Below are 21,830 nucleotides of genomic sequence, written 5' to 3' on the forward strand. Positions count from 1 at the left end.
TTCTATCTATAGCAGATCATACTCGATGAAGCCGGTGCGACGCGCGACATGGTCATAGAGCTTGCGCGCGGTGGTGTTGGTTTCGTGCGTCATCCAGTAGACATTCTTGACGCCGATTTTTTCCGCCGCGTCCTTCACCGCCTTGATAAGCGCCGCACCGACGCCCTTGCCGCGCACGTCCGGGTCGGCGAACAGGTCCTGCAGATAGCAGTTGTTTTTCTCCGACCAGCCTGAGCGGTGGTAGAGATAGTGGGTGAGGCCGACCGCCTTGCCGTCGAGCGTGGCGATAAAACCCTTCGGCTCGAATTCGCCTGCCGTGAACAGCCGCTTCCAGGTGACGGCGTAGACTTCTTCCGGCAGCTTGGTTTCGTAGAAGGTGAGGTAGTCGGTCCACAGGCGCTTCCAGTCGGCGTGGTCGGACTGCGCGAGCGGGCGGACGATAATCTCAGACATTTCATTCCTCCGAAGGGTTCTGGCCGAAGCTGCCTTCCTGTCCTGCCGGCAGCAACGGTCCACAGCAGGGAAAAGCGCTGTCGCGGCCTGCCTATTGCTGCCTTCTGGCCATGAAGGCCAGCCGCTCGAACAGATGGACGTCCTGTTCGTTCTTCAGCAGCGCGCCATGCAGTTTGGGCAGCGCGTTCTTGGGGTCGGCGCGCAAGTCCTCGGGCGCGATGTCGTCGGCGACCAGCAGGCGGATCCAGTCGAGCGCCTCGGAGGTCGAAGGCTTCTTCTTCAGCCCCGGTACCTCGCGGATCTCGTAGAACTGGGTGAGGGCCGCCCGCACCAGGTTCTGCTTGATGCCGGGATAGTGGACGTCGACAATCCTGTGCAGCGTGTCGACGTCGGGAAAGCGGATGTAATGGAAGAAGCAGCGGCGCAGGAAGGCGTCTGGCAGCTCCTTCTCGTTGTTGGAGGTGATGATGACGATGGGGCGGACGGCGGCGCGTATGGTCTCGCCGGTCTCGTAGACGAAGAACTCCATGCGATCGAGTTCCTGCAGAAGGTCGTTGGGGAATTCGATGTCGGCCTTGTCGATCTCGTCGATCAAAAGCACGACCTTCTTGCCGGCCGCGAACGCTTCCCACAGCTTGCCGCGCTTGATGTAGTTCTTGATGTCGTTGAACCTGGCATCGCCGAGCTGGCTGTCGCGCAGCCGCGACACGGCGTCGTACTCGTAAAGACCCTGCTGCGCCCGCGTCGTCGATTTGACGTGCCATTCGATGAGGTCGAGGCCGAGGGCTGATGCCACCTGGCGGGCAAGCTCGGTCTTGCCGGTGCCGGGCTCGCCCTTGACCAGCAGGGGCCGTTCCAGCGCGATCGCCGCGTTGACGGCCACCATCAGGTCCTTGTCGGCGACATAGGCCGCCGTGCCTTCGAAACGCATTTTTGCTCCTTCGTTCATTCCGGGCGACCGTAAGGAGGCGGCTCGGCCTGCGCAAGAGTGGGGCGGCGATGCGACGTCGCGAGCCCGGCACGGAAAGAGTGGCAGCTCTCTGGCGCTTAGGGGACCATCGGCCTATATTGGATGTGACGGTCTGCGCTTCCCGGCAGGAGAACATTTTCCCCGGGGCCTTAACGATCCTTAGGGAGCTGTCCCTGGGAAGACCCGTGGGTTTTCTCACACGGCGCCCACCTACTTTGTAGGTTCCCGGGATCGCTCTCTCCACCGGTTGCGTGGATCGTCACTTCCCGCATGCGCCCATGCGTTCCGGTGGATGGTGCGGTAGAAAACGTCGCTCCTAAAACGCCATCCCTATCCGGCCTTTTCTATCGTCCGCGCATGACATCTCTCAAAGACCTGAAAAAACAGCTGCGGCGCGAAGCGCTTGGACGCCGCGACGCGCTCGATGAATTCTGGCGGGTCGAGGCAGCGCTCGAAATGGCCGAGACGGCGCGCGATCATCTCGCTATCGAGCCCGGCCAGATCGTATCCGGCTTCTGGCCGATGCGTTCGGAAGTCGACGTCAGGCCGTTGATGTTCGCCTTGCGCGAAAAGGGCGCGAGACTTTGCCTGCCGGCCATTCTCGACAAGACCACGATCGTCTTTCGCGAGCTGGTTCGCGGCGCGCCGATGGTGGACATGGGCTTCGGCACGGTTGGGCCCCATGAAGAGGCCGAGGTGCTTGATCCCGAAGTGATGCTTGTGCCACTCGCCGCGTTCGATGCGCGCGGCCACCGCATCGGCTATGGCGCCGGCTACTACGACCGCGCCATCGCGAAGCTCGTCGACAAGGGGCACACGCCCCGTCTGATCGGCATCGCCTTCGACTGCCAGGAAGTTCCGCAGGTTCCGGATGAGCCTCACGACGTCGTCATCCCGGAAATACTCACAGAGAACGGGTTGCGCCGCTTCGCGCCGAAATTGTAGATAATGGAGGCATGATCTTTTCGCGGATGTCATGCAGCTTTTGCTTCGCTGACTTTCGGTGCGGGATCATATGAGACTTCTCTTCCTCGGAGACATGGTTGGAAAAACGGGACGCACGGCGGTGTGGGAACAACTGCCTGGCCTGATCTCGGATTTCAAACTCGACTTTGTCATCGTCAATGGTGAGAACGCCGCCGGCGGTTTCGGCATCACCGAGGAGATCTTTCGCGAGACGATCGCGGCCGGCGCCGATGTCGTGACCACGGGCAACCATGTCTGGGACCAGCGCGACGCGCTCGCCTTCGCGCCGCGCGAAGAGCGCTTCCTGCGCCCCTCCAATTTTCCCAGGGGCACGCCGGGGCGCGGATCCGGCGTCTATATCGCCAGGAGCGGGGCCAGGGTCTTGGTCGCCAACATCATGGGCCGGGTGTTCATGCATCCGGAGCTCGACGATCCGTTCCAGGCTGGCGAGCGCGAGCTTGCCGCCTGTCCGCTCGGCGAGCAGGCCGATGCGGTGGTCATCGACTTCCACGCCGAAGCGACCTCGGAGAAGATGTGCTTCGCGCATTTCGTCGACGGCCGCGCCAGCCTCGTCGTCGGCACCCATACCCACCAGCCGACCGGCGATCATCAGATCCTCAACGGCGGCACGGGTTACATTTCCGACGCCGGCATGTGCGGCGATTATGATTCCTCGCTCGGCATGGACAAGGAGGAGCCGCTCAACCGGTTCCTGTCGAAAGTGCCGAAAGGCCGGTTCGAGGCTGCGACTGGACCTGCAACATTGTGCGGTGTCGGCGTGACTATTTCCGACCGTACGGGCCTGACAGAAAAGATCGCGCCGTTTCGTCGCGGGCCAAGACTTGAAGAAACGGCTCCGTCTTTCTGGTCGTGACATTGATATAGAGGTTTGTAGTACCTAACTGCCGGCGACACTGCTCTAGATCGTAGAGGGGACGACCTCCATGCAGCTCATTGAGTTCCTGGCGCCGCATTTTCACTTTGTATCCGATCCAACGGCCTGGGTCGCGTTGCTGACCCTGGTGGTGCTCGAGATCGTGCTCGGCATCGACAATCTGATCTTCATCTCGATCCTCACCAACAAGCTGCCGGAAGCGCAACGGGCCCGCGCCCGCCGGCTCGGCATATCGGCGGCACTGGTCATGCGGTTGGTGCTGCTGGCCACTATTTCGGTCATCGTCCAGCTGACGACGCCGGTGTTCACCGCATTCGACCATGGCTTCTCCTGGCGCGACCTTATCCTGATCGCCGGCGGCCTGTTCCTGGTGTGGAAGGCGACAAAGGAAATCCATCATACCGTCGACCCGGACGACCATCAGGACACGATGCTGGGCGAGACGCTCAAGATCTCGCTGGCCGGCGCCATCTTCCAGATCCTGCTGCTCGATCTGGTCTTCTCGATCGATTCCATCATCACCGCCGTCGGCATGACCGACGAGATCGCCATCATGTACATCGCGGTGATCGTGGCCGTCACCGTGATGATGCTGGCGGCGGGGCCGCTGGCCAATTTCATCGCCCGCAACCCCAGCATCGTCATGCTGGCGCTGGGCTTCCTGTTGATGATCGGCATGACACTGATCGCCGATGGCATGGGCTACCATGTGCCGAAGGGCTACATCTACGCGGCGATGGGTTTCTCGGCGCTGGTCGAGGGGCTCAACATGCTGGCACGGCGGCGCAAGAAAGCGAAATCCGGCGACGGGCATTGAGGCTGGCGCGCCGGGACGGGCTAATGTCCCGGCGCACCCTTCGGATGACGGTCGCCGATCAGGCCCAGCGTCAGGCCCTGCTCCAGCCAGGCCTTGGCGCCAGCCAGCACCAGTGTGAAGCCGCCGGTCGAGCCGATCGCTTCTTTCACCTGTTCGTCGCCCGTGCCGGCAAAACCGAAGTTATGGACCTCCAGAAAGGTCGCTTCGTCAGGCATCGCGATGAACGTCCAGACCACCGTGGTCGGCGGGTCGCTCCATGTCATGACGATTTTCTCGTCCCGGACGATCTCGCTGACATGGACTGTCGTCGAGACGCCATACATGCGCCATTCCCAGCGAACCTCCTTGCTGCTGTCCAGCCGGCCGCTGCCGTGGGTGAACCAGAATTTGGTGGTGATGGCCGGATCGACGATAGCCTCGAAGACTTCGGCGACCGGTCGCCGGATCAGCATGCCTGCTTCGGCCGTTGGCGTGTCATGAATGTCCATGGTGATTTCCTTTCAAGCTCGGTGCTCACCAGGCATCGGGTTCACGCACCATGTGAATAATGTTGGCGGGATTGGTGATCCAGCCACCACGGAAAGCCTGCCCCAACGGTTCGATGGCATCGCAACGCACGACGCCGGCTCCGGCGAGGTGCGCGGCGGCGGCGGCAAAATCGTCGGTGAAAAGTTCCAGCCACACCTCGGCCTGGCTCAGCATCGGCGCCTCGTCGATCCACAGCCTGACAGAGCCGAGCTCGAAGCCGATGGCGGGTGCCTTGGCGGTGAACGGCTTCAGGCCGATGACGTCGCGGTAAAAGGCGACCGTTGCCTCGAACTGATGAGGCGGCACTTTCATGGCGATGTTGATGCCGCCGGTTATCCTTGGGGTCATTGCTGGCTCCGTGTGTTCAGGTGCTGCCGGTCCCCTCGGCCCTAAGGCGGTTATGGCAGATTGATCTGCCAGGAGACGCCGAACCGGTCGTTCAGCCAGGCGAACCGGCGGCTGAATCCGTAATTGTCCGGCGGCATAAGGAATCCGCCATCCTTTGCCAGGACCTCGACAATGGCGTTCAATTCCTGCTCCGAGGAACAATCCACATACAGCGAAACCGAAGGCGTGAACGTGAAGGCGTGATGCACGGGGCTGTTGTAGACCGTGACCTCCAGGCCGGCGATGGAGACGCGCGCCAGTTTGAGCATTCCTTGCGGGCCGTCCTCGCCGGCTCCATAGCGCGTGACGTCAACGACGCTGCTGCCGGGAATGGTCTCGCAATAGAGGGTCATTGCCTCTTCGGCCTTGCCCTCGAACATCAGGAACGGTGTTACTCTGATCATCACGGGCCTCCTTCTTTGCCTGCTCAGACATTGGTCTCGTTGGCGGGTTCGCCCTTCATCTCGCTGCGGTAATAGCCGTCACGCAGATTGATGCCGTATTCGACATACGCCTTCATGCAGGCCAGCATCTGCGACCAGCCCTCGCAGTTGAGGTAGGATTTCTTCAGGCCGACCGCGCCTTCCCGCCAGCCGCTCTCGGCAATGGTGACGAAGGTGCCGCCATCATCCAGCGGCTCGAAATTCATCTCGATGCGGGTCTTGTAGGCCGGCTTGCCGTCGGTATCGGTGGCGTCCCAGCGCAGCACGATGCGGCTGTCCTTGACCACCTCGTCGACCTCGACCGGCACCTTGCCCCACCAGACGACGCCAATACCGGTTTCCAGCGGCGCGCTGGCGCCGCCGATGGTGGTGAAATAGCCGCTCAGCTTCTTCGGATTGACGACCGCGTCGAAGACTTCGGCGACCGGCCTGCCAATGCGTCCTGAAACCCGAAATCCAAGGGACATATCCACAGCTCCTTGCTTGATAGGTTCGAGGATATGTTATAGAAATATAACATGTCAAGCCGATCGCAAGACGACAATGTTTTCAAGGCGCTGGCGCATCCGCGCCGGCGCGAAATGCTGGACCAGCTGAAGGACGAGCCGAAGACCACCGGCATGCTGTGCGATGCTTTTCCCGACATCGACCGCTGCACCGTCATGCTGCATCTCAAGGTGCTGGAGGAGGCGGAGCTGATCGTGGCGCGCCGCGACGGTCGCGAACGCTGGAACCACCTCAATTCCCTGCCCATCAAGCAGATCCATGACCGCTGGATCAGTCAGTATGCCGGCCATGCGCTCAGCATCATCGACCGGCTGAAGTCCGATCTGGAGGCATAACGCGTTGCAGGGGATCGCCGCAACACGGCGCGCTGGACGAATTGAGCCGATTTATCTATAAGCCGGCCATTCCGACAGAGAACGCCGTGCTTCCGTGGGTTGCACCTGGGACGCTCTGAAATTTTGAATTCGAGCATTGTTGCGAAGGGCAAGGTGATCCACCTGGCTGCAGGATGCTCTAGCCGAGAAGACGACAGGGGTGCCATGGCTGGCCATTCACAGTTCAAGAACATCATGCACCGCAAGGGCCGTCAGGACGCGGTGCGGTCGAAAATGTTTTCCAAGCTGGCGCGCGAAATAACCGTTGCCGCCAAGAGCGGCACGCCCGATCCATCGATGAATCCACGCCTGCGGCTGGCGATCCAGAACGCCAAGGCCGTGTCGATGCCGAAGGACAATATCCAGCGCGCCATCAACAAGGCCTCGATGGGCGATGCCGAGAACTACGAGGCTGTGCGCTATGAAGGCTATGGCCCGGGTGGCGTCGCCGTCATCGTCGAGGCCTTGACCGACAACCGCAACCGCTCGGCGTCGAATGTGCGCGCCGCCTTCACCAAGGCCGGCGGCGCGATGGGCGAAACCGGCTCGGTATCCTTCATGTGGGACCGTGTCGGCGAGATCTACTATCCGGCATCGGCCGGCAGCGCCGACACGGTCATGGAAGCGGCGATCGAAGCCGGCGCCGACGACGTCGAATCGGACGAGGAAGGCCACACGATCTATTGCGCCTTCGAGAATCTCGGCGAGGTGTCGAAAGCGCTGGAAACCGCGCTCGGCGAGGCGGAATCGGTGAAGCTGATCTGGCAGCCTCAGACCAATGTCCCGGTCGACGAGGAACGTGCACAGTCGCTGATGAAGCTGGTCGCCACACTTGAAGACGACGACGACGTGCAAAGCGTCTACGCCAATTTCGAGGTCGACGACGAGACCTTGGCCAAGCTCAGCGCGGCGTGATCGGCGGGATATGAGCAGAGCTCAATCCGATATGAGCGGAGCTCAATCCGATATGAGCGAGAAGCCGTTGCCCGCCATCCGCATCACCTATTGCACGCAGTGCCAGTGGCTGCTGCGCGCTGGCTGGATGGCGCAGGAGCTGCTCTCCACCTTCGGCACCGACCTCGGCGAGGTGACGCTGGTGCCCGGCACCGGCGGGATCTTCACCGTCTCCTGCAACGACGTGCTGGTCTGGGACCGCAAGCGCGACGGCGGCTTTCCCGATGCGGCAAAGCTCAAGCAGCTGGTGCGCGACGTGATCGACCCGGATCGCGATCTCGGTCATTCCGATCGCAAAGGCCACACGTCAAAAGGGCACGCGCAAAAAGACCCCGCCTGAAGTCTTTTCGTTTCATCGACTGCCTTGTTTGACGCAATTCCCAAGGGAAAGCGCTGGGCGCTCTCCCGGGAAAACCGCCTACACTTTTCCTGGAATTGCTTTCTAGAGCAACGCGAAGATAAAGCAGGCCATCGCCACGATGGCGGTGACGGTGCGGACGTGGTTCCACATCACCCATTGGCTCAGATGGTTAGCCCACACGGCGGCGCCGTTGCTGCTGGCCGGGTCGACGGCGGCGAGCGCATCGTTGAGCGGCACGTTGAAGACCATGGTCACGATCGGGTTGCCGATCAGGTAGATCACCGCGCCGGCAAGCAGCCAGTACGAGCCGGACTGGCTCCAGCCCATGATGGCGGCGGCGACAAGCACCAGACAGAGCAGGCCGGTACCGAAAAGCGCCGTCATGAAAGTCGGCGTGATCACCGTGACGTTGATCGAGTTCATCGCCGCGATGCCTTGTGGGACGGGCAGCCGGGCAAGCGCCGCCATGACGAAATTGGAGAAGGCGAAGAATACGCCGGCGACGAGGCCCGAGCCGATCGCGGCAATGATGGTGAGAGCGGGCAGAAGCTTGGTCATCTCAGTTGCTCCAGATTCGGCTAGCGGCGGTTTCGCTTGCGTAGGCGGAGAAGTCTTTGGGTGGCCGGCCAAGCACGCGCTGGACGCCGTCGGTGAGCGATTCGTTGCGGCCGTCGAGCACCTGGGTGAACAGCTCATCGAGCAGCCAGACGAATTCGGGTGGCAGTCCATGCGAGGCGACGGCGTTCGTGAACTCGTCATGCGAGATTCTGACAAAGCGGATATCGCGTCCCGCCGCCTTGGCAATTTCGGCGACCGCTTCGGCGAAGCTCAAAAGCCGCGGCCCCGTGAGCTCATAGAGCTGACCGATATGACCGGGCTGGGTCAGCACAACTTCGGCGGCGTCGGCGATGTCGTCGACGTCTACAAAGGGTTCGCCGACAGGTCCGACCGGCAGTGCCACCTCGCCCGCCAGCAACGGCTCGACGAGAAAGCCTTCGCTGAAATTCTGCGAGAACCAGGCGCAGCGCAGGATCGTCCAGTCGGCCCCGGAAGCCTTCAGCATCTCTTCGGCGCGCTGGGCTTCCGTTTCGCCGCGGCCCGACAACAGCACCAACCGGCGGACGCCATGCCCCACGGCAAGGCGGGTGAAGGCACCGATCACTTCGGCAGCACCCGGCACGGCAATGTCGGGATAGTAGCTGATGTAGACCGCGCTGACGTCCTCAAGTGCGGGAGCCCAGCTTGCCGGAGCTTCCCAATCGAAGCGCGGCGTGCCGGAACGGGAGCCGATCCGTACCGGAATGCCCCGCGCCTTCAGCCGCTCGGCAAGACGGCGGCCGGTCTTGCCGGTGCCGCCGAGGATCAGGATTGGTTTGGTGTCGGTCATGGTGGTTTTCCTCCGTTTTAAAACATGAGTAATCCTCACATTTGCAAAACGTGATAAACCCTCGTATTTTGCGAGTCAAGCCATTTCCCCGGCGATTGTGCCGAATGCGTTATTGGAGACAGTCCATGGAAGGCACGCCGGCCAACGAGCAGATCGCTTCGCCACGGCGGGCGCCAAGCCAGCAGCGCAGCCGCGAGCGGGTGGAACGCATGCTGGCCGCAGCCTCGGCGCTGATCACCGAGCAAGGCAGCGATGCCATGCGCATGGGCGAGGTGGCGGAGCGGGCAGGGGTGTCGATCGGCTCGCTCTACCAGTTCTTTCCCGACAAGCGGGCGATCATCTGGGCGCTGGCCGAGCGCTACACGGCCGAGAGCCAGGCCTGCATTTCAGCGGCACTCGCCAATGTAGGCGATGCCGAAGGCCTGCGACGGGCTTTCTCCGATCTGGTCGATATCTATTACGGACTGTTCCTGGCCGAGCCGGTGATGCGCGACATCTGGTCGGGCACGCAAGCCGACAAGGCGCTGCGCCAGCTCGAACTCGCCGACAGCCGGGCCAATGCGGAGTTCCTTGTCGCGGTGTTGAAACGGCTACGTCCCGGCGCCGACCCTGTCGCCCTGGAAACCACGGCGTTTCTGGTTTGGCAAATGGGCGAGGCCGCGGTACGGCTGGCCATCTCCGTCGACCGACAGGAGGGCGACAGGCTGGTCACAGCCTACAAGCGCATGGCGCTGCGGGAATTGCTGGCTGAGTAGAGACGACTTTGGCGTTTCTGCCGCATCGGTAGCGAAACCGCCTGCGACTGCGTCCTTCTCCCCGCATAGTGACGGGGAGAAGAGAGCACTGGTCAACAAAAAACCCGCCACGAAGGCGGGTCTTTGATCTGCAAGGGCTTGTCCGGCTTAGAGGCCGAAACCTTCGAAGCGCTTCTTGAACTTCGACAGGCGGCCGCCGCGGTCGAGCAGGGTCTGCTGGCCGCCGGTCCAGGCCGGGTGGGTGGTCGGGTCGATATCGAGGTTCATCGTATCGCCTTCCTTGCCCCAGGTCGAACGGGTCGTGTATTCGGTGCCGTCGGTCATGACGACCTTGATGGTGTGGTAGTCGGGATGGATAGCGCTCTTCATGGCTCGGTTCCTGGCTTGCCGGCGCGGCTGACGGGCATAAGCCTGCGTCGATGCGCCTCTTTTTAAAACTCGAAGCCGCAGCTATTGAGGAGCCACGGCTTCTAAAACGGTCGGCGAGCCTATACATCAGGCGGAATTGAATCACAAGGCCGCGGCAAGCGCATATTGCGACGCCTAGAGCTGAAGCGGCTAGAGGAAACACCGAGATGGCGCAATCAAGCAGCGCAGACGAGCGCCGACGCTCGCTCAAGCCGCTCCGACGCCTGTTCCCCTATATCACGCAATATCGCACGCTGGTCGTCGGCGCCCTCATCTCGCTGGCCGTCGCCGCGGCAACGACATTGGCGCTGCCGCTGGCCGTACGGCGCATGATCGACCACGGCTTCTCGTCCTCCAGCACCACCTTCATTGCCGAATACTTTGCCGCGCTGGTGGCGATGGCCGCCATGCTGGCGGCGGCATCGGCCTGCCGTTATTATTTCGTCATCACGCTGGGTGAACGCGTCGTTGCCGATATCAGGCGCGATGTCTTTGCCCATGTGACGACGCTGTCGCCTGCCTTTTTCGACACCGCGCAGTCGGGCGAGATCGTGTCGCGGCTCGCCGCCGATACCACGCAGGTCAAATCGGCGGTCGGCGCGACCGCCTCGGTCGCGCTGCGCAACGTCATCCTCGGCCTCGGCGCGGTGGGAATGATGGTCATCACCAGCCCAAAACTGTCCGGCCTGGTCATCGCAGCCATTCCCATCATCGTGCTGCCCCTGGTCGCCTTCGGCCGCTCGGTGCGGCGCAAATCAAGGCAGGCGCAGGATACGCTTGCCGAGGCGACAGCCTATGCCAGCGAGCAGATCGGCGCGGTGCGCACGCTGCAGGCCTTCACCAATGAGAAACTGGTCACCGGGCGGTTTTCGGGCGCGGTGGAGGCTGCTTTCGAGGCTGCACGCGCCTCGATCTTCGCACGCTCCTTCCTCACCTTCTTTGCCATTTTCACCATCTTCTCGTCTGTCGTGGCAGTGCTGTGGTTCGGCTCGCGCGATGTGCTCGACGGCAATCTGTCGCCAGGCACGCTCGGCCAGTTCCTGCTCTATTCGGTGTTCGCCGCCGGTGCGCTCGGCGCGCTGTCGGAGGTCTGGGGCGAACTGGCTCAGGCTGCTGGCGCCGCCGAACGGCTGACCGAAATCCTCGCCGAGAAGCCGGCGATCCAGGCGCCGGCCGATCCGAAGCCGCTGCCGTCGATCGCCAAGGGCGCGATCGTCTTCGACGACGTCTCCTTCTCCTATCCGGCAAGGCCAGACCGCGCCGCCGTCCATGGCTTGAGTTTTCAGGTCATGCCCGGCGAGACGGTGGCCATCGTCGGTCCCTCCGGGGCCGGCAAGAGCACGGTGTTTTCGCTGATCCTGCGTTTCTACGATCCAGAGACCGGCAAGATCCTGATCGATGGCGTCGACGTGCGCGAAGCCGATCCGGTTTCGGTGCGCGAGCGCATCGCCATCGTGCCGCAGGACGTCACCATTTTCGCGGCGAGCGCGCGCGACAATATCGGCTTCGGCCGGCCGGGCGCCGGCAATGCCGAGATCGAGGCGGCCGCGAAGGACGCGCTGGCCGACGAATTCATCCTCAAGCTCGAAAATGGCTATGACAGCCAGGTCGGCGAGCGCGGCGTGACGCTGTCCGGCGGCCAGCGCCAGCGCGTGGCGATCGCCCGCGCCATCCTGCGCGACGCGCCGATCCTGCTGCTCGACGAAGCGACCTCGGCGCTCGACGCCGAAAGCGAGACGCTGGTGCAGACGGCGCTGGAGCGGCTGATGCAGGGCCGCACCACAATCGTCATCGCCCACCGGCTGGCAACGGTGCTGAAGGCCGACAGGATCCTCGTCATGGATGGCGGCCGAATCGTCGAGGAAGGCACGCATCAGAGCCTTGTCGCCAAGGGCGGCATCTATGCCAGGCTGGCCAAGCTGCAGTTCGAGACCGGCGCCAGCGCCTTCAGGGGCGCGGCGGAGTAGGCATTTCCGGCATGGCGGTCAGTTCGCCCGCATGATCGGAGCGTCTTGCAGCAACCGCCGGATACCACCAGTGATGGAAAAGCGAGGCGATCCCGCAAGACGTGGAAGCCCGGTGGCCGGACGGCGAATACCTCGTCGCCTTGCTGTTCGCCGGCGCTTGTCGCCAATCACCGAAACCGGATGGCGGTGGCGGATTTCATCCGCCGTAGCGCTGCTTCAAGTGATTGACGAAATACACGGCGTTGAGCTTTTCGCCGGTAGCGCGCTCGAGCAGGTCCGGTGTCGACCAGCGCGACCCCTGTGACCATATCTTATCGCGGCGCCAGTCGTTGATGGCGGCGAAATTCCCTTTCGCCAGGTCGTCATCGGCGGAGGGGTGTTCCCTGGTCAGCGCGGCCCATTGCTGCGCCGCCATCATCGCGCCCAGCGTGTAGGACGGGAAGTAGCCGAAGGCCGCGCCCGGCCAATGCACGTCCTGCATCGGCCCGTCGGCCGGATTGTCGATGGTGGAAAGGCCGAGATAGTCGCGCATCTTGGCGTCCCACGCTTCGGGAAGATCAGCCACCTCCAGCCTGCCCGAGACCAGCTCCTGCTCCAGTTCGTAGCGCAGGATGACATGCAGGGGATAGGTCACCTCGTCGGCGTCGACGCGGATCAGGCCGCGCTCGACGCGATGCACATGCGGTAGAAGGTCGTCGAGCGACCAGGCCTCGCCGAGATGCTTCTCCACCACCGGCAGCGCCCAGCGCCAGAAGGCGGGATTGCGGCCGATCTGCTTTTCGACGAAGAGGCTCTGGCTTTCGTGCACGGCCATGCCGCGCGCCTTGCCCAGCGGCCAATGCGACCATGCTTTCGGCAGGTTCTGTTCATAGAGCGCATGGCCGGTCTCGTGCAGCACACCCATCAGCGCCGACAGGAAATCGGACGTCTTGTAGCGGGTGGTGATGCGCACGTCGCTGGGCACGCCGCCGCAGAAGGGATGGTGCGACACCGACAGCGAGCCGTGCGTCAGGTCGAAACCGACCGCAGCCATCATGGCAAGGCCGAGTTCGCGCTGCTTGTCGATCGCATAGGTACCCGAAAGCGGCTTCAGCGGATGCTTGCGCAGCCGCGCCTCCTGGATCGCCAGTGCCTCCGGTACGAATCCCTTGAGGAAGGCTTTCAGGTCGGCGAAGACAGGGGTGATGTCCGCGGTGCGGTTGCCGGGGTCGAATTGCTCCATCAGCGCATCGTAGGGGGCGAGGCCGAGCACGTCGGAGCGCAGAGCCGCCTCTTCGCGCACCAGCGCCACGACACCCTCGAGCGCAGGCTGGAAGCCCGCCCAATCGTTCTTGGCGCGCAGGTCGCGCCATAGCTGCTCGCAACGCATGCGCGCCGTCGTCTGGCGTTCGACGAATTCGACAGGCAGGCAGGTCAGGTTGGTATACTGCCGCCGCAGTTCGCCGAGCGCCGCGCGCTGCTCGTCGTCGAGCGCCTCGCCTTCCGCGGCGGCGATCCAGTCCGATATCTCCGGTGCGGTCGCCCTGGTGTGGTACATGCCGGCCAGCGCCGCCATTGCCTCCGCACGCTTCTCACCGCCGCCGACGGCCATATGTGTCGCTTCGTCGGCGCCGAGGATGGCCAGCGCATGCTCAAGCGCTTCGAGCTTGTGGCCGAGGTCGTCGAGTTTCTGAAAGGACATGGCGGATTCCGTGATTGAGGACGGCGCGAAAAGACACCAACGCAAAAGCGTTGGCAACCCTCGGAGCGGTTCAGCGTTTCACGGAAACGGCACCCTGCACCGACTCATTGCTTTGATGCAATTCCCCGGGGAAAGCGCTGCGCGCCTTTGCTGGAATTGCTCTGGATACCGTCCGGCGGATGGCACCTTGCGCAGGCGATGCCACACATGAAATGCTGCGGCAACGCGTGCAGGGGGAGCAAAATGATCGGCGACATCCTGGTCGGGCTGGTGGCCTTGATCCATGTTTACATCGTCTATCTCGAGATGGTGCTTTGGGACACGCCGCGTGGGCACAAGACATTCCGCCTGACGCCCGAATTCGCGCAGGCCTCGAAGGTGCTCGCCGCCAATCAGGGCCTCTACAACGGATTTCTTGCCGCCGGCCTGATCTGGGGGCTTTACCTCGGCGCTGCCGGTTTTCAGGTCAAGGTCTTCTTCCTGTTGTGCGTGGCCATTGCCGGCCTCTATGGCGCGGCGACGGTCGGCCGCAAGATCCTGTTCATCCAGACCGTGCCGGCGGTGGTCGCCCTGGTCGCGCTCTGGCTTGGTTGGTAGGCGGGCTGGGCCGGTGAGGAAAAAGGACGCCCGCGGGATCGGGGTCCCGAAGGCGCCAGGAGGTCCCTTCCTCGTGGACCGTTCCAGAGGCCTCAGCCGTTCGGATAGGTTCCGCCGTCGGAACCATCGCCCATGAGGAAGCCGCTGCCGGTGTCGACCCTGAGCCGCTGGTCGACATTGTCGAGCCGGCGCAGCAGCTCATGATATTGCGCGGCCGGTATCCTGCCGTGATCCGACGCGGCTATCTTCTCGGCTGCCTGGTTGATGCGGACGGTACGCATTTCCAGGCGCTCCGCCACGGCCGGGGTGATGTTGTTGGCCTGCCTGGCGTCGACAATGCCCTGGCGGACACCCTGAACCTGTTGCATGAGAGCCTCGACACGCGGGCCGGTCATGTCTGTCGGATCCGTCGCGTCGAGAGTGCCCTTGTGATGGCCCGCGGCGTAGGCGCCGGCGAGCGGAATGGCGATAAAGAATGCGGTCAGTGCCGCAGTTCCGAGCGTAGGGTTAAAAGAGCGCATCGTCGCGTCTCCTCCAGAAGAGGAAAGGCAGCGGTTCCTTCGTCTGCCTTCCAGCCACGGGCCGTCGGGTTCCGTCGCGTCGCGATGGGAGGCATCGCCGGCGGTTCTCGGCCCTGGGCGGCAGGCTAGGAGCGCTCCGGCGCGAAGTGGAATTAAAAAAAGATAATCTTTTCAGGCCTTGCCGACACCGGTCTGCGCCCTAAAGTTGAGCCGTCGAACAAATTCGCGTGACATCGCGTGATGATGGTTCAACGTTCGGTGAGCTTCAGTTCAATGCGGCGGTTCTTGTTGCGCGCCTCGTCGGTATCGGCAGGGTCGAGCGGCTGGAACTCGCCAAAGCCGGCGGCGACCAGCCGGTTGGCCGGCACGCCGTTCTCGATCAGGAACTTGACCACCGAAGTCGAACGCGCCGTCGACAGCTCCCAATTGTCGCGGTAGCGGCCGGTGCCCGAGAGCGGCTTGTTGTCGGTGTGGCCATCGACACGCAGCACCCAGTTGATCTCCGGCGGAATCTCCTTCTGCAACTCGATGATGGCGTCGGCGAGCTTTTTCATCTCGACCTTGCCCGCATCGTTGATGACCTCGGAGCCGGTCGGGAACAGCACTTCCGACTGGAAGACAAAACGGTCGCCGACAATGCGGATGTTCTCGCGGTCGGCGAGGATCTCGCGCAGACGTCCGAAGAAGTCGGAGCGGTAGCGGTTCAATTCCTGCACGCGCTGCGCCAGGGCGACGTTGAGGCGGCGGCCGAGATCGGCGATCTTGGTATTGGAATCGCGGTCGCGGGCCTCCGAAACGTTGAGCGCGTCCTCGAGTGCTCCGATCTGCTTGCGAAGCGCGGCGATCTGCTGGTTGAGTATCTCGACCTGGCTCAGTGCCTGCTGGCTGATCTGGCGCTGGTTGTCGAGTTCGCCGCCCAGTTCCGCGGCACGCTGGTTGGCCGCGTCGCCGGCGCCGGCACCTTGCGCCAGCAATTGCTCGAGGCGGCTCTTTTCCGCCTCCGCCGCCGACAGCGACGCCTGCAGGTTGGCGAGCGAATCCTCCTTGTCCTGCGCCGTCGAGCGCTCCAGCGCCAGAAGCTGGGTCAGTTCGTTGATCTGCGAGTTGAGACGATTGAGCACCGTGTCCTTGCCGGAGATTTCGCGGCCGAGCAGGAACTGCGCCAACACGAAAACGGTGAGCAGGAACATGATGGCGAGCAGCAGCGTCGACAAAGCGTCGACAAAGCCCGGCCAGTAGTCGATGCGGCGATCGGTACGCCGGCCCCTGGCAAGCGCCATGTCAGTGCACCCCGGGCTTCTTCAGGGCGTCGGCGATCTTTTCCAGCGTGTTGCGCATCGCCTTCTGTTCATCGGACTGGGCCTCGACCCAGTCGCGCATGATCTGCTGCTCGGAGCGCATGTTCTTGACCAGGCCGGAAATGCCGTCGGCGAGATTGGCCATGGCGGTGGCGACACGAGGATTGGAGCCGCCGCCATTCTCCTGCATGCTGCGTAGCCGCTCCGACAACAGGCGGATTTCGTCCGACGGTTCGGACTTGGCCGGATCGGAGACGACGATGTCGGAAGAGAGATCCGTGACCGAGGACAGCCAGTTCTCAAGCTCGGTGTAGAAGCGTGTCTGGGCGCGGCCCGCCTGCAAATCGAGGAAGCCAAGCACCAGCGAACCGGACAGGCCGAACAGCGAGGATGAGAAGGCCGTGCCCATGCCGGCCAACGGCGCCGACAGGCCCTGCTTCAGGGAATCGAGCACCGCGGCTGCATCACCCGTGCCGGGATCGAGCGATTCGATGGTCTCGCGAATCGAGCCGATCGTGTTCAACAAGCCCCAGAAGGTGCCGAGCAGGCCGAGGAACACCAGGAGGCCGACCAGGTAGCGCGAGGTGTCGCGGCTTTCGTCGAGGCGCGTGGCGATGGAATCCAGCATTGTGCGCATGGAAGAGGTCGAGAAGGCCATGGTCGAGGAACGGCCGATCATGGCTTTCATCGGGGCCAGCAGCACCGGTTCGGTGGTTTCCGAGCCGGCGCGGAAGGAGTTGACCCAGCGCACCTCGCGAAACAGCCGCCCGACCTGGACGAAAGCGAGCAGGATGCCGACCACCAGCACGCCGATGATCAGGCCGTTGAGGCCGGGATTGGTGACGAAAGCCGTCGAGATCTGGCGGGTCAGGATGGCGGCAATGAAGGCGACGATGGCCAGGAAGATGACCATGGTCAGCAGGAACACCTGCGGACTCGATAGTTTATGCGGATCGTAGATCAGTACGTCGGAGCGCCTGCCCATGCCGAAGGATCTGAGAAAAGCCATCCGTGCCCCGTTTCCGATGCTCTATTTGCCTTTACGCAATTCCGAACGGGAAACCGCTCACACTTTCCCTGGAATTGCTCCAGCGCCGCCGATCACGTAGTTGGCGACTCTAAACGGAATTGTGACCAAATTGAATGGCGCTTGGCAATAATGCCGCGAGCGGATCAGAAGCGGTTTATCACCAGGCAGTCGACCATGGCCGCCAGATGCAGGCCAGCGCCAGTGACGACGAAGCCGTGCCACAGCGCGTTGTGGAAACGCAGCCCCTTCCAGGCGAAGAAAATGACACCGCTGGAATAGACGACGCCACCGGCGACGATGAGCACGATCGAGGTCGTCGGCAGTGTCGCGACGAGCGGCTTGACCAGGACAATGCCGCTCCAGCCGATGGCTAGATAGAAGACGATCGCCAGCCGGTCGAAACGGCCGGGAAAGAACACCTTGATGACGATGCCTGTCGCCGCCGCGATCCAGACCAGCGCGATCATCCAGCGGGCCAGCGGCGAGCCGGCGAGCTGGGCCAGAAAAGGCGTGTAGGTGGCGGCGATGAGAAGATAGATCGCGGCGTGATCGAAGCGCCGCAGAACCCATTTGGCCGGTGACGATACCGGCCACAGATTGTAGGCCAGCGACACCGAGAGCACGGTGAGCAGCGAAACGACATAGAAGGCGGCGGCGACGTACTCGCCGGGTCCGACCCGAAACGCCGCCAGCGCCAGCAGCGCCGAGCCGGCCGCGATCGCCAGCACGATGCCGACAGCATGGACAATGCCGTCGGCGATCATCTCCGCGCGGGAGTAGTGCCAGCGCCCGACAAAGGGGATTTCGAGTTGTGGCGGTGTGTCTGCCATCGATCGTCCTGCGTCACCCCATATCTGGGCAACCACCGGACAGTATTTCAAGCTTTGGTGGCGGTTTTGCGACTGCGGCCGTTCAGCGCTGCGGAAGGCTTCAGCGGGGTGCGAGGGGCTTCTTCACCGTCTTCAGCAGTGCACGCTGGATGACCTCGTTGCCGGCGACGACGGAGCCGTTGTCCAGCATGTCCTGCCCGCCATCCATGTCCGAGACGAAACCGCCGGCTTCCCGGATCAGCAGCAGCCCGGCGGCGATGTCCCAGGCCGACAGGCCGATTTCCCAGAAACCATCCATGCGGCCGGCGGCCACATAGGCAAGGTCGAGCGAGGCCGAGCCAAGGCGCCTGATGCCGGAAACCTCGGCCATGACGTGGCGCAACTCGATCAGGAAATTACCGTGCTGGCCGCGCCCCAGATGCGGCACGCCGCAACCGATGACGGCGTCGACGAGCTTGGTGCGGCCGGCGACGCGCAGGCGGCGGTCATTCAGGAAGGCGCCGCCGCCGCGCTCGGTCGTATAGAGCTCGTCCATGGCCGGATTGTAGATCACGCCGGCGACGATCTGGCCCTGGCGCTCCAGCGCGATCGAGACGGCGAAAAGCGGGATGCCGTGCAGGAAATTGGTGGTGCCGTCGAGCGGATCGACGATCCAGCGGTGCTGGCTGTCGTCGCCTTCCACCACGCCGCGCTCTTCCATCAGGAAGCCGTAGCCCGGGCGCGCCTTCGACAATTCGGCGAAGACGATGTCCTCGGCCTTGCGGTCGGCCTGGCTGACATAGTCGCCCGGACCCTTCAGCGAGACCTGCAGGTTCTGGACCTCGCCGAAGTCGCGCGACAGCGAGCGGCCGGCCTTCATTGCGGCCTGGACCATGACGTTGAGAAGGGCTGAGCGTGCCATATCGTTGAAACTCCAAAAGCCCGGGCGGATCACTCAAATTGGATCGCGGCCCTGCTTCATCTGCTTGTCTTTGTGCGCATGATCTTGTCCGAAAAGTCTGCAACTTTTCGGGACCATGCTCTAGTCGGCGCGGCGCACGTAAGTGATTTCGTTGGTGTCGACGATGATGCGTTCGCCGGCACCGATGAAGGGCGGCACCAACACGCGAATGCCGTTCTCCAGGACCGCCGGCTTGTACGAGGATGCCGCCGTCTGGCCCTTCACCACCGGATCAGCCTCGGTGATGGTCAGGGTCACATAGTCGGGCAGCGAGATGCCGATCGGCCTTTCCTCATAAAGCTGGACCGTCACCATCATGCCGTCCTGCAGGAAGGCGGCGCGGTCGCCGACGAAATCCTTGTTCAGTTCGAGCTGTTCGTAGCTCTGGGTGTCCATGAACACCAGCGCGTCGTCCTGCTCGTAGAGGAAGGAAAAATCCTTCAGGTCGAGCCGGATCTGTTCGACCGTCTCAGCCGAGCGGAAGCGCTCGTTGAGCTTGGTGCCGTTGATCAGGTTCTTCAGTTCGACCTGGTTGTAGGCGCCGCCCTTGCCGGGCTTGACGGTGTTGGTCCTGACCGCCACCCACAGGCCGCCATCGTGCTCGATGACGTAGCCGGGACGGATTTCGTTGCCATTGATCTTGGCCATGATGATGGGATCCGGAATGAGATTTTCGCCGGGACAAGCGATTTAGGGGCTCCCAAGACCACAAATCGTCCGGAGAGGCAAGGGACGCCGGATCGACCGCAGCCGGTCAGCCGGTATCAGGCCTCGATCCTGATGGCTTCGCCGACGGTCCTTGCAATGGCTTCCACGACCTTCGCCAGCCGGTTGAGATGTGGCGAGCGCAGCGCCACGACCTGCAATGAAAGGTCGACACCCTCGAGATCGACACGCGCGAGGCCGTCGGGAAGTCCTCGCGCCGCGAGCCGCAACGGCATGAGGCCGAGGCCGTGCCCCCGACGGACCCATTCCATCTGCATCGCCGGATCCTGAATTTCCGCCGCGACGATAAGACGATGCCGTTCGCCGCCCAAGCCGGAGAGGAGCGTCTGACGCGCGTCGCAAGGCTCGGGGCTGAGAACCCAAGGCGTGGGGCCCCGGGCGTCCGTGAGATGGGCGCCGGCCTGGGCTATGATGCAGAGACGTTCGGTGCCGAGCACGTCCGAGCCTTGATGACCGGCAGGCCGCAGAACGATCGCCATGTCGAGTTGACCGCGTTCGAACTGCTCGATGAGCTCCGCGCTCCAGCCGGTCTTGAGCCGCAACGATATTCTTGGAAACGGCACGGCCGCGCCGGCGACGGCGCCCGCAACGCTTGCATCGGACAAACCGTGCGCCAGACCGACACGCAGCACGCCCTGCGGCTCAGCGTCGGCGGCCGAGGATTTCAGCGCTTCCACCGAAGCCAGTATGTCTTTCGCGCGTGTCAGCACCTCCAATCCCGCCGCGGTCAGGCGCGGCGGCTTTTGCCGGCGATCGAGAAGTGTCGTTCCGAGCATGTCCTCCAGTCGCTGCATCTGGCGCGTGACGGCAGGCTGCGTCAGCGGCAGGCGCCGCGCCACTTTCTGGATCGAACCTTCCTCCGCGAAGAGGACGAGCGTGCGCAATTCCTCCAGCATTCCGTCAATGCTCCGAATGCATAATCATTCTGACTATTATGAATTTGAAATCATGGTTCCTGCAAGCGATTTTCCCTTCGACGGATTTGCAAAGGGAATGGAAGACCATGAAGGCAATCGAATTGCAGGCTCCCGGTGGCATCGACAATCTCAGAATGGTCGAGCGGCCGAAGCCTGAACCGGGCCGCCAGGAGATGATCATCAAGGTCAAGGCAACCGCGCTCAACTACCGTGACGTGGAGATCGCCCGTGGCAGCTACCACACCGCCTTTGCGCTCCCGCTGATACCGCTTTCGGACGGAGTGGGCGAAGTGGTCGCGGTTGGCGCCGAAGTGACCCGCTTCAAGGTCGGCGACCGCGTCTGCGGCACGTTCTGGCAGCGCTGGGTCGGCGGCAGTTTCGCCATGGCCGAGCCTGCCTATCAGCGTGGCGGCCCCATCGATGGTCTGCTCAGCGAGTTCGCGCGGCTGGACGAACAGGCGGCCGTGCCCGCGCCACCACATCTCAGCGATATCGAAGCGGCGACATTGCCTTGCGCCGCGGTCACGGCCTGGCATGCATTGTTCACCGAAGGGCGGTTGAAGCCGGGCGAGACCGTGCTCAGCCTGGGCACTGGTGGTGTCTCGCTGTTTGCGGTGCAGTTCGCCGCGGCGGCCGGCGCACGCGTCATCGTCACCTCAAGCAGCGACGGCAAGCTCGCCCGGGCGAAGGCGCTCGGCGCGCATGACGGCGTCAATTACCGCCGCGATCCGGACTGGGCGACGGCGGTCTTGACGCTGACCGGCGGACGAGGTGCCGACCACATCATCGAAGTCGGCGGGCCGCAAAGTTTCGACCAATCGCTGAAGGCCGCGGCGCGCGGCGCCCAGATCAATGTCATCGGCTATCTCGGCGGCAGCGACGGGGCGATCAATCCGCTGGACATCTTCCGACGCCAGGTCAGGGCGCGTGGCATACCTGTCGGTTCGCGCGAAACCTTCGAGGCAATGAACCGGGCACTTCTCGTGAACGGGCTGCGGCCGGTCATCGATCGGGTCTTTCCCTGGATGGAGGCGGCAGAGGCCTTCCGGCACCTCGAGCACGGGTCGCCTTTCGGCAAGGTCGTCCTGGATCACACGCAATGACCGGATGAGCTGGCC

At 63.2% G+C, this 21,830-nt stretch carries 27 protein-coding genes and 1 other RNA gene; 11 read left to right on the plus strand and 17 right to left on the minus strand.

Features of this window, described 5'->3' with window-relative positions; genetic code table 11:
- Positions 1-6: 6 nt before the first annotated feature.
- Both AC07SZ_RS18345 and AC07SZ_RS18350 read right to left on the minus strand, forming a co-directional pair.
- Positions 7-453, minus strand: coding sequence for a GNAT family N-acetyltransferase (locus AC07SZ_RS18345; RefSeq protein WP_494915332.1), 447 nt, complete (start codon positions 451-453; stop codon positions 7-9).
- 91 nt (positions 454-544) lie between these two features.
- Entirely contained in the window at positions 545-1,384 is an 840-nt protein-coding gene (locus AC07SZ_RS18350; protein WP_056575328.1) for an AAA family ATPase, read from the minus strand.
- A 145-nt stretch (positions 1,385-1,529) separates the two neighbouring features.
- On the opposite strand from AC07SZ_RS18350, the gene ssrS reads away from it, so the two are divergent.
- From ssrS to AC07SZ_RS18370, 4 genes are all read left to right on the plus strand, one after another.
- Positions 1,530-1,685, plus strand: a non-coding RNA gene (ssrS, locus tag AC07SZ_RS18355) — 6S RNA.
- A 95-nt stretch (positions 1,686-1,780) separates the two neighbouring features.
- Entirely contained in the window at positions 1,781-2,368 is a 588-nt protein-coding gene (locus AC07SZ_RS18360) for a 5-formyltetrahydrofolate cyclo-ligase (protein WP_172371902.1), read from the plus strand.
- Between the two features lie 70 nt (positions 2,369-2,438).
- Positions 2,439-3,263: a TIGR00282 family metallophosphoesterase gene (locus AC07SZ_RS18365; protein WP_056575335.1), complete on the plus strand. Its 825-nt coding sequence runs from the start codon at positions 2,439-2,441 to the stop codon at positions 3,261-3,263.
- Positions 3,264-3,333: 70 nt separating this feature from the next.
- Positions 3,334-4,101 (plus strand): TerC family protein, encoded by a 768-nt coding sequence (locus tag AC07SZ_RS18370; RefSeq protein ID WP_056575337.1) that lies wholly within the window; start codon positions 3,334-3,336, stop codon positions 4,099-4,101.
- 20 nt (positions 4,102-4,121) lie between these two features.
- Here AC07SZ_RS18370 and AC07SZ_RS18375 read toward each other — a convergent pair whose 3' ends face one another.
- Genes AC07SZ_RS18375 through AC07SZ_RS18390 form a run of 4 tightly spaced genes read right to left on the minus strand, consistent with a single transcriptional unit; the run spans position 4,122 to position 5,926 of the window.
- Complete coding sequence (locus AC07SZ_RS18375) at positions 4,122-4,589, minus strand: SRPBCC family protein (protein WP_494915333.1); 468 nt, start codon at positions 4,587-4,589, stop codon at positions 4,122-4,124.
- A 25-nt stretch (positions 4,590-4,614) separates the two neighbouring features.
- Entirely contained in the window at positions 4,615-4,977 is a 363-nt protein-coding gene (locus tag AC07SZ_RS18380; RefSeq protein ID WP_494915335.1) for a hypothetical protein, read from the minus strand.
- Positions 4,978-5,027: 50 nt separating this feature from the next.
- Positions 5,028-5,420, minus strand: a complete 393-nt coding sequence (locus AC07SZ_RS18385; protein ID WP_081295069.1) for a VOC family protein — start codon at positions 5,418-5,420, stop codon at positions 5,028-5,030.
- Between the two features lie 23 nt (positions 5,421-5,443).
- Positions 5,444-5,926 (minus strand): SRPBCC domain-containing protein, encoded by a 483-nt coding sequence (locus tag AC07SZ_RS18390; protein ID WP_494915336.1) that lies wholly within the window; start codon positions 5,924-5,926, stop codon positions 5,444-5,446.
- A 51-nt stretch (positions 5,927-5,977) separates the two neighbouring features.
- Here AC07SZ_RS18390 and AC07SZ_RS18395 point away from each other — a divergent pair, with 51 nt between their 5' ends.
- The 3 genes from AC07SZ_RS18395 (at position 5,978) to AC07SZ_RS18405 (ending at position 7,634) form a co-directional block, all read left to right on the plus strand.
- Positions 5,978-6,301, plus strand: a complete 324-nt coding sequence (locus tag AC07SZ_RS18395) for an ArsR/SmtB family transcription factor (protein WP_056575352.1) — start codon at positions 5,978-5,980, stop codon at positions 6,299-6,301.
- 204 nt (positions 6,302-6,505) lie between these two features.
- Positions 6,506-7,255 carry a YebC/PmpR family DNA-binding transcriptional regulator gene (locus tag AC07SZ_RS18400; protein WP_172371904.1) on the plus strand — a complete coding sequence of 250 codons (750 nt, stop codon included), beginning with the start codon at positions 6,506-6,508 and terminating at the stop codon, positions 7,253-7,255.
- Between the two features lie 52 nt (positions 7,256-7,307).
- Positions 7,308-7,634 carry an Rdx family protein gene (locus tag AC07SZ_RS18405; RefSeq protein ID WP_494915338.1) on the plus strand — a complete coding sequence of 109 codons (327 nt, stop codon included), beginning with the start codon at positions 7,308-7,310 and terminating at the stop codon, positions 7,632-7,634.
- A 102-nt stretch (positions 7,635-7,736) separates the two neighbouring features.
- Here AC07SZ_RS18405 and AC07SZ_RS18410 read toward each other — a convergent pair whose 3' ends face one another.
- Both AC07SZ_RS18410 and AC07SZ_RS18415 read right to left on the minus strand, forming a co-directional pair.
- Complete coding sequence (locus tag AC07SZ_RS18410; RefSeq protein WP_494915339.1) at positions 7,737-8,213, minus strand: anthrone oxygenase family protein; 477 nt, start codon at positions 8,211-8,213, stop codon at positions 7,737-7,739.
- Between the two features lies 1 nt (position 8,214).
- Complete coding sequence (locus AC07SZ_RS18415; protein ID WP_494915341.1) at positions 8,215-9,042, minus strand: NAD(P)H-binding protein; 828 nt, start codon at positions 9,040-9,042, stop codon at positions 8,215-8,217.
- A 125-nt stretch (positions 9,043-9,167) separates the two neighbouring features.
- Here AC07SZ_RS18415 and AC07SZ_RS18420 point away from each other — a divergent pair, with 125 nt between their 5' ends.
- Positions 9,168-9,797 carry a TetR/AcrR family transcriptional regulator gene (locus AC07SZ_RS18420; RefSeq protein WP_494915342.1) on the plus strand — a complete coding sequence of 210 codons (630 nt, stop codon included), beginning with the start codon at positions 9,168-9,170 and terminating at the stop codon, positions 9,795-9,797.
- 147 nt (positions 9,798-9,944) lie between these two features.
- Here the strand turns inward: AC07SZ_RS18420 and rpmE are convergent, their stop codons facing one another.
- The gene (rpmE, locus tag AC07SZ_RS18425; RefSeq protein WP_010912060.1) at positions 9,945-10,166 is read right to left on the minus strand and encodes a 50S ribosomal protein L31; all 222 of its coding nucleotides are present in this window, start codon (positions 10,164-10,166) and stop codon (positions 9,945-9,947) included.
- Between the two features lie 206 nt (positions 10,167-10,372).
- Between rpmE and AC07SZ_RS18430 the strand changes: the two genes are divergently transcribed.
- Entirely contained in the window at positions 10,373-12,172 is a 1,800-nt protein-coding gene (locus AC07SZ_RS18430) for an ABC transporter transmembrane domain-containing protein (RefSeq protein ID WP_494915344.1), read from the plus strand.
- Between the two features lie 196 nt (positions 12,173-12,368).
- Here the strand turns inward: AC07SZ_RS18430 and AC07SZ_RS18435 are convergent, their stop codons facing one another.
- The gene (locus AC07SZ_RS18435) at positions 12,369-13,853 is read right to left on the minus strand and encodes a carboxypeptidase M32 (RefSeq protein ID WP_494915345.1); all 1,485 of its coding nucleotides are present in this window, start codon (positions 13,851-13,853) and stop codon (positions 12,369-12,371) included.
- 243 nt (positions 13,854-14,096) lie between these two features.
- Here AC07SZ_RS18435 and AC07SZ_RS18440 point away from each other — a divergent pair, with 243 nt between their 5' ends.
- On the plus strand, positions 14,097-14,450 hold the full coding sequence (locus tag AC07SZ_RS18440) for a DUF1304 domain-containing protein (protein WP_056575376.1): 354 nt from the start codon (positions 14,097-14,099) through the stop codon (positions 14,448-14,450).
- Between the two features lie 92 nt (positions 14,451-14,542).
- Here the strand turns inward: AC07SZ_RS18440 and AC07SZ_RS18445 are convergent, their stop codons facing one another.
- The 7 genes from AC07SZ_RS18445 to AC07SZ_RS18475 form a co-directional block, all read right to left on the minus strand.
- Positions 14,543-14,971, minus strand: a complete 429-nt coding sequence (locus tag AC07SZ_RS18445; protein ID WP_494915346.1) for a hypothetical protein — start codon at positions 14,969-14,971, stop codon at positions 14,543-14,545.
- Positions 14,972-15,219: 248 nt separating this feature from the next.
- Complete coding sequence (locus tag AC07SZ_RS18450; RefSeq protein ID WP_056575382.1) at positions 15,220-16,251, minus strand: peptidoglycan -binding protein; 1,032 nt, start codon at positions 16,249-16,251, stop codon at positions 15,220-15,222.
- A gap of 1 nt (position 16,252) precedes the next feature.
- Positions 16,253-17,278 (minus strand): MotA/TolQ/ExbB proton channel family protein, encoded by a 1,026-nt coding sequence (locus AC07SZ_RS18455; protein ID WP_056575385.1) that lies wholly within the window; start codon positions 17,276-17,278, stop codon positions 16,253-16,255.
- A 164-nt stretch (positions 17,279-17,442) separates the two neighbouring features.
- Positions 17,443-18,129 carry a PAQR family membrane homeostasis protein TrhA gene (gene trhA, locus AC07SZ_RS18460; protein WP_494915348.1) on the minus strand — a complete coding sequence of 229 codons (687 nt, stop codon included), beginning with the start codon at positions 18,127-18,129 and terminating at the stop codon, positions 17,443-17,445.
- 100 nt (positions 18,130-18,229) lie between these two features.
- Entirely contained in the window at positions 18,230-19,030 is an 801-nt protein-coding gene (locus AC07SZ_RS18465) for an inositol monophosphatase family protein (protein WP_056575392.1), read from the minus strand.
- 120 nt (positions 19,031-19,150) lie between these two features.
- Complete coding sequence (gene efp / locus AC07SZ_RS18470) at positions 19,151-19,717, minus strand: elongation factor P (protein ID WP_019861758.1); 567 nt, start codon at positions 19,715-19,717, stop codon at positions 19,151-19,153.
- A gap of 116 nt (positions 19,718-19,833) precedes the next feature.
- Positions 19,834-20,691: a LysR family transcriptional regulator gene (locus AC07SZ_RS18475; protein WP_494915350.1), complete on the minus strand. Its 858-nt coding sequence runs from the start codon at positions 20,689-20,691 to the stop codon at positions 19,834-19,836.
- A 107-nt stretch (positions 20,692-20,798) separates the two neighbouring features.
- Here AC07SZ_RS18475 and AC07SZ_RS18480 point away from each other — a divergent pair, with 107 nt between their 5' ends.
- A complete protein-coding gene (locus AC07SZ_RS18480) occupies positions 20,799-21,815 on the plus strand; it encodes a zinc-dependent alcohol dehydrogenase family protein (RefSeq protein WP_056576464.1) in 1,017 nt (338 codons plus the stop codon).
- Positions 21,816-21,830: the final 15 nt, after the last annotated feature.

This window comes from Mesorhizobium sp. GW821-FHT07A06 (assembly GCF_059419085.1).

Excerpts from the sequence above, each read along its gene's own strand:
- AC07SZ_RS18400 (WP_172371904.1), top strand. The coding sequence starts at position 6,506 with ATGGCTGGCCATTCACAGTTCAAGAACATCATGCACCGCAAGGGCCGT.
- AC07SZ_RS18455 (WP_056575385.1), bottom strand. The coding sequence starts at position 17,278 with ATGGCTTTTCTCAGATCCTTCGGCATGGGCAGGCGCTCCGACGTACTG.
- AC07SZ_RS18465 (WP_056575392.1), bottom strand. The coding sequence starts at position 19,030 with ATGGCACGCTCAGCCCTTCTCAACGTCATGGTCCAGGCCGCAATGAAG.
- AC07SZ_RS18420 (WP_494915342.1), top strand. The coding sequence starts at position 9,168 with ATGGAAGGCACGCCGGCCAACGAGCAGATCGCTTCGCCACGGCGGGCG.
- AC07SZ_RS18450 (WP_056575382.1), bottom strand. The coding sequence starts at position 16,251 with ATGGCGCTTGCCAGGGGCCGGCGTACCGATCGCCGCATCGACTACTGG.
- AC07SZ_RS18445 (WP_494915346.1), bottom strand. The coding sequence starts at position 14,971 with ATGCGCTCTTTTAACCCTACGCTCGGAACTGCGGCACTGACCGCATTC.
- AC07SZ_RS18435 (WP_494915345.1), bottom strand. The coding sequence starts at position 13,853 with ATGTCCTTTCAGAAACTCGACGACCTCGGCCACAAGCTCGAAGCGCTT.
- AC07SZ_RS18480 (WP_056576464.1), top strand. The coding sequence starts at position 20,799 with ATGAAGGCAATCGAATTGCAGGCTCCCGGTGGCATCGACAATCTCAGA.
- AC07SZ_RS18405 (WP_494915338.1), top strand. The coding sequence starts at position 7,308 with ATGAGCGAGAAGCCGTTGCCCGCCATCCGCATCACCTATTGCACGCAG.
- AC07SZ_RS18410 (WP_494915339.1), bottom strand. The coding sequence starts at position 8,213 with ATGACCAAGCTTCTGCCCGCTCTCACCATCATTGCCGCGATCGGCTCG.
- AC07SZ_RS18415 (WP_494915341.1), bottom strand. The coding sequence starts at position 9,042 with ATGACCGACACCAAACCAATCCTGATCCTCGGCGGCACCGGCAAGACC.
- AC07SZ_RS18385 (WP_081295069.1), bottom strand. The coding sequence starts at position 5,420 with ATGATCAGAGTAACACCGTTCCTGATGTTCGAGGGCAAGGCCGAAGAG.
- AC07SZ_RS18350 (WP_056575328.1), bottom strand. The coding sequence starts at position 1,384 with ATGCGTTTCGAAGGCACGGCGGCCTATGTCGCCGACAAGGACCTGATG.
- rpmE (WP_010912060.1), bottom strand. The coding sequence starts at position 10,166 with ATGAAGAGCGCTATCCATCCCGACTACCACACCATCAAGGTCGTCATG.
- AC07SZ_RS18440 (WP_056575376.1), top strand. The coding sequence starts at position 14,097 with ATGATCGGCGACATCCTGGTCGGGCTGGTGGCCTTGATCCATGTTTAC.
- AC07SZ_RS18390 (WP_494915336.1), bottom strand. The coding sequence starts at position 5,926 with ATGTCCCTTGGATTTCGGGTTTCAGGACGCATTGGCAGGCCGGTCGCC.
- AC07SZ_RS18375 (WP_494915333.1), bottom strand. The coding sequence starts at position 4,589 with ATGGACATTCATGACACGCCAACGGCCGAAGCAGGCATGCTGATCCGG.
- AC07SZ_RS18370 (WP_056575337.1), top strand. The coding sequence starts at position 3,334 with ATGCAGCTCATTGAGTTCCTGGCGCCGCATTTTCACTTTGTATCCGAT.
- AC07SZ_RS18345 (WP_494915332.1), bottom strand. The coding sequence starts at position 453 with ATGTCTGAGATTATCGTCCGCCCGCTCGCGCAGTCCGACCACGCCGAC.
- AC07SZ_RS18395 (WP_056575352.1), top strand. The coding sequence starts at position 5,978 with ATGTCAAGCCGATCGCAAGACGACAATGTTTTCAAGGCGCTGGCGCAT.
- efp (WP_019861758.1), bottom strand. The coding sequence starts at position 19,717 with ATGGCCAAGATCAATGGCAACGAAATCCGTCCCGGCTACGTCATCGAG.
- trhA (WP_494915348.1), bottom strand. The coding sequence starts at position 18,129 with ATGGCAGACACACCGCCACAACTCGAAATCCCCTTTGTCGGGCGCTGG.
- AC07SZ_RS18360 (WP_172371902.1), top strand. The coding sequence starts at position 1,781 with ATGACATCTCTCAAAGACCTGAAAAAACAGCTGCGGCGCGAAGCGCTT.
- AC07SZ_RS18430 (WP_494915344.1), top strand. The coding sequence starts at position 10,373 with ATGGCGCAATCAAGCAGCGCAGACGAGCGCCGACGCTCGCTCAAGCCG.
- AC07SZ_RS18475 (WP_494915350.1), bottom strand. The coding sequence starts at position 20,691 with ATGCTGGAGGAATTGCGCACGCTCGTCCTCTTCGCGGAGGAAGGTTCG.
- AC07SZ_RS18365 (WP_056575335.1), top strand. The coding sequence starts at position 2,439 with ATGAGACTTCTCTTCCTCGGAGACATGGTTGGAAAAACGGGACGCACG.
- AC07SZ_RS18380 (WP_494915335.1), bottom strand. The coding sequence starts at position 4,977 with ATGACCCCAAGGATAACCGGCGGCATCAACATCGCCATGAAAGTGCCG.